This window comes from Leisingera sp. MMG026, from assembly GCF_021654205.1.
In the GTDB taxonomy this organism is placed as follows: Bacteria; Pseudomonadota; Alphaproteobacteria; order Rhodobacterales; family Rhodobacteraceae; genus Leisingera.
In genome coordinates, this window is sequence record NZ_JAKFZM010000010.1 from 1 (window position 1) to 13,382 (window position 13,382).

The following is a 13,382-nucleotide window of genomic DNA, read 5'->3' on the forward strand; positions in this document are numbered from 1 at the left end:
ATGGAAACAAAACAAAATCAACGACTTACGCGTCAAAAAAGTCAGCAATACTGACCCGGATGCTGCAGCCGCAAACACCCCGGAACACCCAAAACACCCCGCCACAGGACTTACCCACAGACCAGCACCGCTTATCCACAGACCCGCCGCCAGGAATCACAGCAAATCACCCCAGAAAACGAGTCGCCACGGACAAAGCCCAAAAGGCGCAGAGACCAAAACAAAAAGACGGCCCAAACAGGACCGCCTTTCAAGTCATACGCCAGTACCGCGGATCCGATTTAAGCCCGGCCTGATGCCCTGGGTGCAGACTGCCGCTTCCGGAATTGAGCGGCAGGCAATCGAAGGGCCAGCAGGACAACCACCACGCCAAGATAAAACAGCGGTTCAATTTGGAAGCCCTTAACAAGCAACACGTAGTGCAGCGCCCCTAGAAGAGCTGCCGCATAGGTCAGCTTGTGCAACCGCGGCCAGGCACGCCCCAGCCGCCGGACAGCGAAATTGTTGGAGGTCAAAGCCAGCGGAAGCATCAGGACAAAGCCCCCCATACCAATGGTGATATAAGGGCGCTTGGCAATATCGCTGAGGATCTGGCCAATAATCTGAACGTCCAGCACCAGCCAAACCAGCAGATGGCAAGACACATAGAAGAAGCACAGCAGGCCGATCGACCGGCGGAACTTCATCAGGTTCAATCCCAGCAGCCGGCGCATCGGGGAAATGGAAAGCGTCAGGATCATCAGCTGCAGCGCCAGTTCGCCATATTCATGCTCCAGCGCCTTGATCGGCTCTACTCCCAGACCGCCAGTGAGGCCGAGGTAAAAGAACCAGAACGCAGGCAGTGTCCCGAGCAGATAAAATGCCCAGACTGGAAAGCGGCGGAAAAGCTGGTTTACCGTGTCCATCACGCGGCTCCGGTCAGAAGTGCTGGGCAAGGTCCATCCCGTCATACAGGGCGGCGACTTCGTTCCCGTAGCCATTGAACATCAGCGTCGGCTGGCGCTTGGCGAACAGCCCGCCGCCAATGCGGCGTTCGCTGGCCTGGCTCCAGCGCGGATGCGAGACATCGGGATTCACATTACTATAGAAGCCGTATTCCCGGCCATTGGCCATATTCCAGCTGGTCGGCGGCTCCTGATCCGTCAGGGTGATGCGCACGACGGACTTGATCGACTTGAAACCGTACTTCCACGGAACCACCAGCCGCAGCGGTGCGCCGTTCTGGTTGGGCAGCGGTTTACCGAAGATACCTGTTGCCATCATCGTCAGCGGGTTCATCGCCTCATCCAGGCGCAGGCCTTCGCGGTAGGGCCAGTCCAGCACCTTATAGGCGGTGCCCGGCATTTCAGATGGCCGGTACAGCGTCTCAAATGCAACGTATTTGGCGCCGTCCTGCACGCCTGCAAGGTTCAGCAAATCGGCAAGTTCGAATCCTTGCCAGGGCACCACCATGGACCAGGCCTCGACACAGCGGAAACGGTAGATACGCTCTTCCAGTGTCATTTCGCCCAGGATCTGCTCAAAGGAATAATCACCCGGCTTGTTCACCAGACCGTCAATCTTGACGCTCCAGGGCGTGGTGGTCATCCGGTCCGCGTATTTGGACGGGTCGCCTTTGCCGGTGCCGAACTCATAGAAGTTGCAGTAATTGGTCACTTCTTCCCAAGAATTGGGCTCCAATGCCGCCTCCGCGCGCACGCCAGTGCCCAGCGCCGCGGCCAGCCCGCTGCCTGCCAGCCCCGCCATGATCTGGCGGCGGTTCCAGAACGCAGCCTCCGGGGTTGCATCTGCAAGGGTCAAATCATTGGTCCAGCGGCGCGCCATCTGCGTCTCCTGAGTTTACTGCTCCCTTTCAGGTAACGGTCCCGTGCGCAAAACCCAAAACATATCCTGTAACGACTGCGCGAGAGAACTGTAACGTTGCACAGCCTTCTTCATTCCGCGTTAACAAACGGAGCTTTCAGCGGCGCGGCGCCTGAACCGGCTATGCGGAAACTTTCCGGTGGCGGTTGCCCCCGTCTCATGCAAAAAATGTAATATGTTAGCGCACGGCCCTGCAGGGCAGCGGGCGCGTGTCAGCAATCACCAGGGAGATGCCCGATGAAGATATATGTAGTTGCAGCCGCCCTTGCCATCAGCACCGGCACGGCTGCGGCGCAGGACATGGTGAGCTACACCACCTCCCTGCCCTTTGATGACGTAACCTTCGGGCTTGAAAGCGCCATCACCAACCGGGGCCTGCGGATCGACCACATCAGCCATGTGGGCGACATGCTGGAACGCACCCGCGCCGATGTCGGCTCGGATATTGTGCTGTTCGAACATGCGCAGGTCTTTTCTTTCTGCTCCGCCAAACTGTCGCGCCAGGTGATGGAGGCCAATCCAATGAACATCACCTTCTGCCCTTATGACATATTCGTCGCTCAGACCCCCGGCGCAGATGACGTCACCATTGGCTTCCGCGCCTTCCCCGAGGGCGAGATGCAGGTGATCCACGATCTAGTGGACGGCATCGTGCAGGAGGCGATTGAGGAGTAAGCTCCGGAGTACCCCTGGCTGCAAAATTTCCCGCTGCACTGCCTGCGTGATTTCACTATGCTGGCCGGAAACTGAAATTCCGGCACGGGCAGACCATGATGAAATCCCTTTTTGCTTACCTGATGATGCTGGCAGCCGCCACGCTGGCTGGCTGCGCCACCGGCCCTACGGCGACCAAGAACGATGTCCAAGAACTCTCGCTGGCGCTGCAAACCCTGGATCCGAAAGTGGACCCGGTTGAGGCCCGCCGCGCAGCCGAGATCGCCTACAGCTACTCCGCCAGGCTGGCCGAGCAGTATAATGTCACCACCTCGCCGATCCTGCACAACACGATGGTGAACACCGGGGTCAAGGACCGCGGCCTTTGCGTGCATTACGCCGAGGACATGCAGGCGCGGCTTAGCCAGGAGAACTTCCAGACGCTCTCGATGCTGCGCGCCATTGCCGAACCTAAAAACGATTTCCGCATCGACCACAGCACTGCGGTGATCGCGGCCAAAGGCGACGGAATAAATGAGGGCATCGTGCTTGACCCCTGGCGCTATGGCGGCAAGCTGTTCTGGTCCTCCACTACCGAGGACGGACGCTACAATTGGGAACCCCGCCTTCAGGTCCTGCGCCGCAAATATGAACGGCGGGTGGCCAAGGACGCGGTCGCACAGTGAAGCTGCACCCCTGGGACTACGGGTCAGCTGCGGCAATAGCCGCCCGGAACTGACCCGGGGTCATTCCGAACTGCTTCTTAAATGCGCTGATAAAGTGGGACGTGCTGTCATAGCCGACGGCCAGCCCGATGCCGGTGACCGCCTCTCCGGTGTTTTCCAGCAACCCCTTGGCCTGATCCAGCTTGCGTTGCTTGCGCCATTGCGCTGGCGACGCACCAAAAATACGCCGGAACTCCCGGTTGAATGTCGGAACAGAGCGGCCGGACAATGCTGCAAGGTCACCAGTGTGCAAATCGTGATCCTGAAACGCCCTGGCCACATAAGCGACTGAGCGATGGTGCTGCGTGCTGAGACTGCCTGCAAGCGTGTTCGCCAGCTTGCTGCGGTCATGCAGCACCGCAAGCAGCATAATCAGCTCAATCAGCTTCAATCGCACAAGATCCGCGTCCACCTGCAGATCGCCGTAGACCTCGGCGACACCGCTCATAAACGCGGCCAGCCTCTGGCTCGCAGGCACGGTTTCCAGGCCCGCAGGTTCCCCAGCCTGCCCGCCTCCCAAACGTGCGAGCGCATCGCGGACCAGCGCGGGTGCCAGGAAAATCATCACCGCCTCAAGCGGCCCATCCTGACAGCGGAAGTCCGACTGAAGCCGGACATTCGGGGGAATGATAACCAGCTCACCCGCCTGCATTTCGGTGCAGATGCCGTCCGCATCGAAAAACCGTTCCCGGCCCTTCAGCAAATAGCAGATGCAAGTCTCGCTGGAGACAAACTCCAGTTCCCTCAAATCCGCATGCAGCTCCTTATGCATCAGCCGCCCGTGCCGGCTCGACAGAATTTCGCGCGTAAAGGAAAAGGCTTTCAATGCATCGGGAATAACGATCAGCTGACTTCGGGCATGTGTCACGCGGCGGCTCCATCAGGTTGCCGGTACGGGCTGCCATTGCTCACCCGTGTTTGCAATTGCAGAAACCTAACCAGGGTTTCTGATCGGATTGCAATACTATTGATCGGGTTACGTTAGCGGACCGCTATCATCCCAGCCATGAACTGCGCATCGAGAGAAAAAAGGAGATCCCGATGAGCATCTGGGTAACGCTTGAAATGGAAGTACTGGAAGGGCGGTTCGCGGAACTGGAACCCTTCCTTGCGGACCGTCTGCCGGCTGTACGCGGCTTTGACGGCGCCCTGTCGGTCACACTCTATTTTGATGACGAAACCCGCGGCCTGCTGATTGTTGAGGAATGGCTCTCAAAACTGCACCACGCCGCCTACATCCAGGCAATTTCCGAAAACGGTGTCCTCGCCAGCCTGGCCGCATTCATGACCGCGCCGCCAGAGGTTCGTTACTACAAAAGGCTGGCGATCTGATGACAAGCTGCTCCAAAGGCATTTCGCGCCGCACGGCCCTTAGCTGCAAAGCCTCAGCCGCCGCGGCGGCCTGCCTCTCGCCGGTATTTGCCGCAACGGCACCGGCAGAGATACGGTTCCATACCGTAAAGCTCCGCAAGTCCGGCACCGCTGAATACCTTCTGGGCATGCGCCGCAACCCGTCGTCACTCAGTCAACTGGTACTGGAGAATGAGGACTTTTGCCTGATCCTGGCGGGTGAACGCACCCGAACGGGCGCGCGCCGTTTGGAACTATAGCGTTCCCCCTTTCCTGACAAAGGCCCGCCATCGCTGGCGGGCCTTCCTCGTTGCTTTTCCTCAATGCACCACGGCATCGTCAGGCTTGGGCCGGTCTGACGTCCCCAGCCGGTCGCCGATGATCAACCCCTCGCTGCCGGCCGAGACCGGGACGGTGTCGCCGTCCTTGACCTCGCCGCCCAGCAGGGCCTCGGCGAGCGGGTTTTGCAGGGCGCGCTGGATCACCCGCTTCAGCGGACGGGCACCAAACACCGGGTCATAGCCCTCATCCGCCAGCCAGGTCTTGGCCGCCTCGTCCAGCTCCAGCGCTATCTTGCGCGCCGCCAGCCGCTTCAGCAGCCGCGCCAGCTGGATTTCGACAATGCCGTCCATATCCGCCCGCGCCAAACGGTCAAAGATGATGGTCTCATCCAGACGGTTCAGGAACTCGGGCCGGAAATGAGCCCGGACCGCATCCATCACATCACGCCGCGCGTCCGAGGCATCCGCGCCTTCGGGCAGCTGGCTGAGCGCCTGCGCGCCCAGGTTCGAGGTCAGAATGATCAGCGTCTGCTTGAAATCCACGGTACGGCCCTGCCCGTCGGTCAGCATGCCGTCGTCCAAGACCTGCAGAAGCACGTTGAACACATCCGGATGCGCCTTTTCGACCTCGTCGAACAGCACCACCTGATAGGGGCGGCGGCGCACCGCTTCGGTCAGCACACCGCCCTCGTCATAGCCGACATAGCCCGGCGGCGCACCGATCAGCCGGGCGACCGAGTGTTTCTCCATGAACTCGGACATATCAACGCGCACCATCGCGTGCTCGTCGTCAAACAGGAAGCCGGCAACCGCCTTGGTCAATTCGGTCTTACCCACGCCGGTCGGCCCAAGAAACAGGAACGACCCCAGCGGCCGGTTCTCGTCATTCAGCCCCGCGCGCGCCCGGCGCACCGCATTGGCCACTGCGGTCACCGCTGTGTTTTGGCCGATCACCCGGCGGTGCAGATCATCTTCCATGCGCAGCAGCTTCTCGCGCTCGCCCTCCAGCATCTTGGAGGTCGGAATACCGGTCCAACGCTCCACAACAGCCGCGATCTGCTCCGGCCGCACGGCCTCTTCGACCATCAGGCCCTTTTCTTCGCGGCTCTCGGCATCGGACAGCTGCTTTTCCAGCCCCGGAATAACGCCATAAGACAGCTCTCCCGCCTTGGCGAGGTTGCCCTCCCGCTTGGCTATGTCCAGGTCGGCGCGGGCACGGTCCAGTTGCTCTTTCAGGTCGCGAGCCCCTGCCAGCTTGTCCCGTTCCGACTGCCATTGAGCGGTCATCTCCGCCGACTGCTCCTGCAGGTCCGACAGTTCCTTCTGCAGCGTCGTTAACCGGTCCTTGGAGGCCGCGTCGTCCTCAAGCTTCAGCGCCTCTTCCTCGATCTGCATCTGCAGGATCTGCCGGTCCAGCGCATCCAATTCCTCGGGCTTGGAATCCACCTGCATGCGCAAGCGGCTGGCGGCCTCGTCCATCAGGTCGATGGCCTTGTCCGGCAAAAAGCGGTCGGTGATGTAGCGGTTCGACAATGTCGCCGCCGCAACCAAGGCCGCATCGGCAATCCGCACCCCGTGGTGCAGCTCATACTTCTCCTTGATGCCGCGCAGAATCGAAACCGTGTCCTCCACCGTCGGCTCGGTCACCATTACCGGCTGGAACCGGCGGGCCAGCGCCGCGTCCTTCTCCACATATTTGCGGTATTCATCCAGCGTGGTCGCGCCAACGCAGTGCAGCTCGCCGCGCGCAAGGGCGGGCTTGATCAGATTGGCGGCATCCATCGCGCCGTCGGATTTGCCGGCGCCGACCAGCGTGTGCATCTCGTCGATGAACAGAATGATCTCACCCGCGGCTTCGGTCACTTCTGTCAGCACCGCCTTCAGGCGCTCCTCAAACTCGCCGCGGTACTTCGCACCGGCAATCAGCGCGCCCATATCCAGCGACAGCAGCTTCTTGTCACGCAAAGACTCCGGCACATCGCCGTTGATGATGCGCAGCGCCATGCCCTCGGCAATCGCGGTCTTACCCACGCCCGGCTCACCGATCAGCACCGGATTGTTCTTGGTCCGGCGCGACAGCACCTGCATCGAGCGGCGGATCTCCTCATCCCGCCCGATGATCGGGTCGATCTTTCCCTCCCGCGCCGCCTCGGTCAGGTCACGGGCGTATTTCTTCAGCGCATCATAGCCTTCCTCAGCAGTGGCTGAGTCAGCGGTGCGTCCTTTGCGGATGTCATTGATCGCCTCATTCAGCTTCTGCGCAGAGACGGCACCGGCTTCCAGGGCGTCCTTCGCCTTGGACTTCACCATGCACAGCGCCATCAGCAGCCGCTCAACCGGCACAAAGCTGTCGCCTGCCTTCCCGGCAATCCTGGCAGCCTCGTCCAGCACCTTGGCAGTCTGGCCGTCCAAATAGATCTGCGCCGCATCTCCGCTTACCTTCGCCTGCTTGGCGACAGCAGCCTCGACAGCGTCAACCACGCGCGCCGGTACGCCGCCCGCGCGGGAGATCAGGTTGCTCGCCAGCCCCTGATCATCATCCATCAATGCTTTCAGTATGTGCTCCGGCACCAGCCGCTGGTGCCCCTCGCGCATCGCAATCGTCTGCGCCGCCTGCACGAAACCGCGTGCACGCTCAGTGAACTTGTTCAAGTCCATCTTGCTCTCCTTTATCAAGCGCCCGATGTTTGGCAGCGCCCGCCCTGCGGCACGCCCCTGTCCGGGCCTCAAAGTTCAATGTGGGAAGCAAACCAGCCGCTTCAAGATCATTAAACACCGAAAAGATGAGCAAATCCCTGACCTGCGTCAACTTCGCCTGGCCGCCACCGGAGCGACCGCGCCGCGGCGACGCGGCGCCGGGCCCAAAACTGTAATCTGTCCCCGCACGGGGGCAGCTTCAGTTGCGGGAGCCCCGTCTGCACCTTGCCCAACCGAAGCCCCTTGCGTATGAAACGCCAGTTTCACGCCAAATCCGCCAAGAGTAAGGACCGTCCCATGACCCACCCCCCGCGCGCCGACGACCGTCTGATTGTTGCCATGGATGTCCCCAATGCGCTGAATGGCCTGAAGCTGGCCGAACAGCTGGGAGATGCGGTCTCCTTCTACAAGATCGGCCTAGGTATGCTGACCGGCGGCGGGCTGGCGCTGGCAAATGAGCTGAAGCAGGAGCACGGCAAGCGTATTTTCCTCGACATGAAACTGTTCGACATCGGCGCCACCGTGGAAAATGCGGTGCGCGGCCTGGCCCAGTTCGATCTCGACTTCCTCACCGTGCATGGCGACCCTTACGTTGTGCAGGCGGCCAAGGAAGGCGCTGCCGGCAAAGACCTCAAGATCCTCGCCGTCACCATCCTCACCTCACTGGACCGCCAGGACCTGGACGGCGCTCTGATCAAAGAGGGTGCAGTGCAGGATCTGGTACTGGAACGCGCAGGCAATGCCTTTGCCGCCGGCGCCGACGGGGTTATCGCCAGCCCGCAGGAAGCGGCCCTGATCCGTGCCCTGCCCGAAGCCGAAGGCAAGCTGATCGTCACCCCCGGCGTCCGCCCTGCCGGTGCCGACCTCGGCGATCAAAAACGGGTCGCGACACCTGCGAGCGCTATTGCTGACGGTGCCGACCATATCGTTGTTGGCCGTCCGATCTGGCAGGCGGACAGCCCCCGCGCCGCGGCTGAAGCCATCCTGGCTGAGCTGGCCGGCGTGCGGGTGTAACACCGAGAAGCCACAGGCTGTCTGCGCTGCGAACAGTGCAGGCGCCTGCATGCCCAAAAATTAGGCAGAAATAAATCTTTTGCTTATGCACAATCCGCCAGCGGGAGCCATGGTTCAAAAGTATAGTGACGCTACGTCAAGCACTTCATTTCACTGAGAAATCCGCCGAGAGTGGCAAAATCTGCGCCAAATTGCCCTGTGCCTTCAAAAGCACACCACACAGCTCCGCAAACTCTGCCCGCTGCCGTGGACTTTGCGAATTACCGCCGACTGAGCGATTCTAGGACTTGAGACACTCCCCAGACGGGCTTTTCTTCCTGAGACCCGTCACCTCCCCCCGCTAGTTAGCGGGGGATCTTTCTTTCAGCCTCATGCAGACCGCCCACTCCGCAAGGCAGCGCCTTAGCCGTCCGGCAGGATGCGGCACCGCCAAAGAGTGCCCGCAGCAGGTATCCGGCGGCATCAGCGCCCATCCCTGCCCTTCACCTTCGAACTTCACCTGCCCGGCTGCAGCACTAGGCCAATTTCTTCCCGGGTCTTCCGCAGCGTGCATACTTCGGGACGTTCCTTCCTCTCGCGACCGCCGCCCGGCAGGTCTCAATGCCCAGGGCGTGGAATATCCGGCGTGTCATCACGCAGGATGACACGCAGCTCCCAGCCTAGAAACAAGGCCACATTCGCGCCGGAAAAAATTTCTCGCCCTAGTGCCATGATCTGTCACTTGGCGCCCCGCCGCGCTAAAGACAAGCCTTCCGCCGCAAGCTAGACTTGCCGTTCCAGTCATTCAGCCACTTGCCCCGCCATGTATGCCCTTTGCCGAGACTGTCTGAAAGAAACCCCCGCCGCCCGGCGCTGTCCGCATTGCGGCAGCCCGCGGATCAAGGCGCATGCAGAGCTGTTTTCCCTCACCATCGCCCATATGGACTGCGATGCCTTTTATGCCAGCGTGGAAAAGCGCGACAATCCAGAACTGGCCGCCAAGCCGGTGATCATCGGGGGCGGCAAACGCGGTGTGGTCTCCACCGCCTGCTACGTCGCCCGCATCCGCGGAGTGCGCTCGGCCATGCCAACGTTCCAGGCCTTGAAACTTTGCCCCGATGCGGTGTTCATCAAACCGCGGATGAGCGTCTACGTCGAGGTCAGCCGCGAAATCCGCAAGATGATGAACGAGCTCACCCCGGAGGTGGAGCCGCTGTCGCTGGATGAAGCCTTCATGGACCTCAGCGGCACCGAAAAACTGCACGGTGCGCCGCCCGCCGTGATGCTGGCCCGGCTGGTCAAACGGATGAAGGACGAATTGGGCGTCACCGGTTCCATCGGCCTGTCACATAATAAGTTCCTGGCCAAAGTTGCTTCCGACCTCGACAAACCGCGCGGGTTCTCGGTGATTGGCAAGGCAGAAACCGGTGATTTCCTGCGCGAAAAACCGGTGCGGCTGATTTGGGGCATCGGCCCCGCCGCCCAGGCAAGTCTGGAAAAGGCGGGCATCCGCACATTCTCGGACCTTTTGCGTTGGGACCGCGAGGCCCTGCACAGCCGCTTCGGCTCCATGGGGGACCGGCTCTGGCACCTGGCCCGCGGCCAGGACCGGCGCCGGGTTTCGGCCAATGCCCCCGTTAAATCAATTTCCAAAGAAACCACGTTTTTTGAAGACACCGCCAGCATAGACATTCTGGATGGTCATCTGTGGCGGCTTGCAGAACAGGTTTCCGACCGTGCCAAGGCGCGGGAACTTGCAGGCCGGGTTGTCACTCTCAAACTGAAACGCGCCAATCATTCCGCATTGACCCGGCGGTTGACACTGCGCAGTCCCACCCAGATCGCCGACCGCATTTACCGCACCGCACGCAACCTTTTGGACCAGGCGGGTGACCAAGGACCCTACCGGCTGCTGGGCTGCGGCATCTCTGAGCTCGTGCCCGAGTCGCAAGCCGACGAAACCGGCGACCTGCTGGATCCGCAGGCTGGCAAGCGGGCCGAGGCGGAACGCGCCACCGATGCCATCCGCAAGCGATTTGGTGATAGCGCGATTCTGAAAGGCCGCGCGTTGCGCTGAGCCGCGCAGGCGTTTTCTTCTTACTCCGCCGCCAGCGGCAGTTCCTCACGCCCAATCGCCGCAATCTCGGCAATCACTTGGCGCAACAGCTGCTGCAGCGGTTCAAAGTTCCCGTTGGGCCGGATTTTAGCTTCATCCATATACAATGCCCGGTCTATTTCGATCTGAACCGCGTGCTGCCGCCGCGATGGGCGGCCATAGGTCTGGGCGATATAGGCCCCGGCAAACGGCGTGTTGCGGGCAACGTTCAGCCCGGCCGCAGCAAAGGCAGCCTCGATCCGGTCCACAACGCTGCTATCGGCTGCGGCGCCGAAACGGTCGCCCAGCACCACCTCGGGTTTGCCGCCCTTGCACGGAACCATGGTGTCGATCGCCTCATGCGGCATCGAATGGCAATCGACCAGAATCGCTTGGCCGAAATGCTGATGCGCCTGCTCAAGAAGCCCCTTCAGCGCCTGGTGGTAGGGGTGCCAGCAGCATCTGATCCGCTGCTCTGCTTCCGTCGCCGGCAGTTTGCCGCGGTAAATGGCACGGCCATTGGCCACCACCCGGGGAATCACCCCAAGGCCGGACGCCACCCGCGGATTCTGCCCGCGCCGCTGCACCCCTTCGATCACCGCCGGATCCAGCTCATCCGGAGACCGGTTCAGATCCAGGTAGGCACGCGGTTTGACTGCCATCAGCAGCGGTGATCCAAACTCTGGCGCGGCCTTAAACAGCCGGTCTACAAAGGCGTCCTCCGAGCTGCGGATCTCTTTTCGCCCCAGAATCGACTGGGCCAGAAAGGAATCGGAATAGTCTGTGCCGCTGTGCGGAGAGGCAAAAACCACGGCGGACGCCAGTTTCTGCGGTGAAATCACGGAAAACGCTGTATCAGGCATCCTTGCTCCGGTGCTTCTTGTGCAAGAAACAGCATATCGCGGAAATTTCTGCGGTCAAAAGCTCTTGCACCCCTGAGCGACTCTATTTATAGACCCCCTCACCGGCGCGGCACCCCACGCCCCTTTCACTTCTAAGGGGCAGGACGGCGCGCAGGCCAGAGTGGGCGATTAGCTCAGCGGTAGAGCACTTCGTTGACATCGAAGGGGTCACAAGTTCGATCCTTGTATCGCCCACCATTCATTCACGGCTTCGGCTCCGGCCAGGCCACCCGCTAACCCAGGCGCTGGTTCGCGCCGCAGACAAGGAGAGAGACCATGAAGGTCAAGAACTCGCTCCGTTCGCTGAAGAACCGGCACCGCGATTGCCGGGTTGTGCGCCGCAAGGGCCGCGTTTACGTGATCAACAAGACCCAGCGCAAGTTCAAAGCGCGCCAGGGCTAAGATCCGACACAGCGACACGCAGAAAACCGCATCATTTGATGCGGTTTTTTTGCGTTTGGCAACTGCGGCTTCCAGAAAAGACACAGGCAAACGCTCCCGCGCCCGCAGATCCCCCGGCCAAAACCGGGCGAGTCTTCGCGGCCTTGGGCATGGCACCGCGCATGGCGCGGTGCCATGCCCAACCGAAGCGGACTTTGCCAGAAGCCCGGCGACGGGCGGGAGCGCGCCCCGGCATCTGCCCCTGCTCTTTAGCTCCTGCCCGCCTGCTCTCAGTTGCCGCCAGTCCAGGCCGAGAATTCACCAAGTGATTCAGTCGGAAATTCGTTGCATCTTCTGCCAATTGCTTTAATTGACTATTTCAGTCGGAATAAAAGCCACAGAAGAACGGGACATCCAATGCTGAAAGCCACCACCGTACTGGCCGGCGCCCTGACCGCTGCCATTGCCACCTCAGCTGCCGCCGAAGGCGAGCTGAACATCTATTCGTCGCGCCACTATGACACCGACGAACAGCTCTATTCGGAATTCGAAGCGGCCACCGGCATCACCATCAACCGCATCGAAGGCAACGCGGACGAGCTGATCGCCCGGATGAACGCAGAAGGTGAGAATTCCCCTGCTGACATCCTGATCACCGTCGACACCTCGCGCCTGACGCGCGCCAAGGACGCCGGTGTGCTGCAAAGCATCAAAAGCGATGTACTGGAAGCCCGCGTGCCCGCCTATCTGCAGGATGAGGACAATCAGTGGTTCGGTTTCAGCCAACGCTCACGGATCATCTTCTATGACAAGGATGAAGTGGCTGACCCGCCGCTCACCTATCTGGATCTGGCAGACCCCGCCTACAAAGGCCTGGTCTGCATCCGCTCTTCCAAGAACACATACAACCAGACCCTTTTGGCCTCGATCGTGACTCACCACGGCACCGAAAAAGCCCGGGAATGGGCTGAGGGCGTCGTCGCCAACATGGCCCGCGACCCGCAGGGCGGCGACACTGACCAGATGCGCGGCATCATCTCAGGCGAATGCGATATCGCGGTGGCCAACACCTACTACTTCGCACGTTCGATCCGAAAAAACGTCAAGGGCATCTCGGACGGCCGCGATCAGATCGGCTGGCTGTTTCCCTCGCAGAATACAGAAGGCGCGCATATGAATCTCTCGGGCGGCGGTGTGGCGGCCCATGCGCCGAACAAGGAAAACGCCGTCCAATTCCTGGAATATCTCGCCAGTGATTCCGCCCAAGCGTATTTCTCGGCCGGGAATGACGAATACCCGGCGGTGCCCGGTGTCGGTCTGGCCCCCTCGATCGCAGCGCTTGGCCACTTCAAGCCGGATGACGTGAGCCTTTCGGACGTTGCCAAGAATCTTCCCGAAGCACAGAAGATCTTCAACAACGTTGGCTGGAAGTAAATCCAGC

General features: G+C 60.9%; 13 protein-coding genes and 1 tRNA gene. 9 read left to right on the forward strand and 5 right to left on the reverse strand.

What is annotated here, in order from left to right; genetic code table 11:
- Positions 1 to 281: 281 nt before the first annotated feature.
- Together msrQ and msrP are read right to left on the reverse strand one after the other, a co-directional pair.
- Positions 282 to 905, reverse strand: coding sequence for a protein-methionine-sulfoxide reductase heme-binding subunit MsrQ (msrQ, locus tag L1069_RS06995; protein ID WP_237455186.1), 624 nt, complete (start codon positions 903 to 905; stop codon positions 282 to 284).
- A 13-nt stretch (positions 906 to 918) separates the two neighbouring features.
- Positions 919 to 1,824 carry a protein-methionine-sulfoxide reductase catalytic subunit MsrP gene (gene msrP / locus L1069_RS07000; protein ID WP_237455187.1) on the reverse strand — a complete coding sequence of 302 codons (906 nt, stop codon included), beginning with the start codon at positions 1,822 to 1,824 and terminating at the stop codon, positions 919 to 921.
- 276 nt (positions 1,825 to 2,100) lie between these two features.
- On the opposite strand from msrP, the gene L1069_RS07005 reads away from it, so the two are divergent.
- Entirely contained in the window at positions 2,101 to 2,538 is a 438-nt protein-coding gene (locus L1069_RS07005) for a DUF302 domain-containing protein (protein WP_237455188.1), read from the forward strand.
- 98 nt (positions 2,539 to 2,636) lie between these two features.
- Positions 2,637 to 3,203 (forward strand): hypothetical protein, encoded by a 567-nt coding sequence (locus L1069_RS07010; RefSeq protein WP_129372789.1) that lies wholly within the window; start codon positions 2,637 to 2,639, stop codon positions 3,201 to 3,203.
- Positions 3,204 to 3,219: 16 nt separating this feature from the next.
- On the opposite strand, the gene L1069_RS24260 is transcribed toward L1069_RS07010, so the two are convergent.
- Positions 3,220 to 4,110, reverse strand: a complete 891-nt coding sequence (locus L1069_RS24260; RefSeq protein ID WP_237455189.1) for a helix-turn-helix domain-containing protein — start codon at positions 4,108 to 4,110, stop codon at positions 3,220 to 3,222.
- Positions 4,111 to 4,283: 173 nt separating this feature from the next.
- On the opposite strand from L1069_RS24260, the gene L1069_RS07020 reads away from it, so the two are divergent.
- Entirely contained in the window at positions 4,284 to 4,574 is a 291-nt protein-coding gene (locus L1069_RS07020; protein ID WP_237455190.1) for an antibiotic biosynthesis monooxygenase, read from the forward strand.
- Positions 4,574 to 4,852, forward strand: coding sequence for a hypothetical protein (locus L1069_RS07025; protein ID WP_237455191.1), 279 nt, complete (start codon positions 4,574 to 4,576; stop codon positions 4,850 to 4,852). Before L1069_RS07020 ends, L1069_RS07025 begins: the two co-directional genes overlap by 1 nt.
- A gap of 60 nt (positions 4,853 to 4,912) precedes the next feature.
- Here L1069_RS07025 and clpB read toward each other — a convergent pair whose 3' ends face one another.
- Complete coding sequence (gene clpB, locus L1069_RS07030; RefSeq protein ID WP_237455192.1) at positions 4,913 to 7,531, reverse strand: ATP-dependent chaperone ClpB; 2,619 nt, start codon at positions 7,529 to 7,531, stop codon at positions 4,913 to 4,915.
- A 336-nt stretch (positions 7,532 to 7,867) separates the two neighbouring features.
- On the opposite strand from clpB, the gene pyrF reads away from it, so the two are divergent.
- On the forward strand, positions 7,868 to 8,584 hold the full coding sequence (gene pyrF, locus L1069_RS07035; protein ID WP_237455193.1) for an orotidine-5'-phosphate decarboxylase: 717 nt from the start codon (positions 7,868 to 7,870) through the stop codon (positions 8,582 to 8,584).
- 802 nt (positions 8,585 to 9,386) lie between these two features.
- Complete coding sequence (locus tag L1069_RS07045; RefSeq protein WP_129369254.1) at positions 9,387 to 10,640, forward strand: DNA polymerase IV; 1,254 nt, start codon at positions 9,387 to 9,389, stop codon at positions 10,638 to 10,640.
- Positions 10,641 to 10,660: 20 nt separating this feature from the next.
- On the opposite strand, the gene L1069_RS07050 is transcribed toward L1069_RS07045, so the two are convergent.
- On the reverse strand, positions 10,661 to 11,521 hold the full coding sequence (locus L1069_RS07050) for an N-formylglutamate amidohydrolase (RefSeq protein ID WP_134830924.1): 861 nt from the start codon (positions 11,519 to 11,521) through the stop codon (positions 10,661 to 10,663).
- Positions 11,522 to 11,683: 162 nt separating this feature from the next.
- On the opposite strand from L1069_RS07050, the gene L1069_RS07055 reads away from it, so the two are divergent.
- From L1069_RS07055 to L1069_RS07065, 3 genes are all read left to right on the forward strand, one after another.
- Positions 11,684 to 11,758: transfer RNA gene (locus L1069_RS07055), tRNA-Val, on the forward strand.
- Between the two features lie 78 nt (positions 11,759 to 11,836).
- A complete protein-coding gene (gene ykgO / locus L1069_RS07060) occupies positions 11,837 to 11,962 on the forward strand; it encodes a type B 50S ribosomal protein L36 (protein ID WP_005648635.1) in 126 nt (41 codons plus the stop codon).
- Between the two features lie 396 nt (positions 11,963 to 12,358).
- Entirely contained in the window at positions 12,359 to 13,375 is a 1,017-nt protein-coding gene (locus L1069_RS07065) for a Fe(3+) ABC transporter substrate-binding protein (protein ID WP_237455194.1), read from the forward strand.
- The last annotated feature ends 7 nt before the right edge of the window (positions 13,376 to 13,382 follow it).

Coding starts and splice junctions, on each gene's coding strand:
- pyrF (WP_237455193.1), top strand. CDS start 7,868: ATGACCCACCCCCCGCGCGCCGACGACCGTCTGATTGTTGCCATGGAT.
- clpB (WP_237455192.1), bottom strand. CDS start 7,531: ATGGACTTGAACAAGTTCACTGAGCGTGCACGCGGTTTCGTGCAGGCG.
- msrQ (WP_237455186.1), bottom strand. CDS start 905: ATGGACACGGTAAACCAGCTTTTCCGCCGCTTTCCAGTCTGGGCATTT.
- L1069_RS07020 (WP_237455190.1), top strand. CDS start 4,284: ATGAGCATCTGGGTAACGCTTGAAATGGAAGTACTGGAAGGGCGGTTC.
- L1069_RS07050 (WP_134830924.1), bottom strand. CDS start 11,521: ATGCCTGATACAGCGTTTTCCGTGATTTCACCGCAGAAACTGGCGTCC.
- L1069_RS07005 (WP_237455188.1), top strand. CDS start 2,101: ATGAAGATATATGTAGTTGCAGCCGCCCTTGCCATCAGCACCGGCACG.
- L1069_RS07010 (WP_129372789.1), top strand. CDS start 2,637: ATGAAATCCCTTTTTGCTTACCTGATGATGCTGGCAGCCGCCACGCTG.
- L1069_RS07065 (WP_237455194.1), top strand. CDS start 12,359: ATGCTGAAAGCCACCACCGTACTGGCCGGCGCCCTGACCGCTGCCATT.
- ykgO (WP_005648635.1), top strand. CDS start 11,837: ATGAAGGTCAAGAACTCGCTCCGTTCGCTGAAGAACCGGCACCGCGAT.
- L1069_RS07045 (WP_129369254.1), top strand. CDS start 9,387: ATGTATGCCCTTTGCCGAGACTGTCTGAAAGAAACCCCCGCCGCCCGG.
- L1069_RS07025 (WP_237455191.1), top strand. CDS start 4,574: ATGACAAGCTGCTCCAAAGGCATTTCGCGCCGCACGGCCCTTAGCTGC.
- msrP (WP_237455187.1), bottom strand. CDS start 1,824: ATGGCGCGCCGCTGGACCAATGATTTGACCCTTGCAGATGCAACCCCG.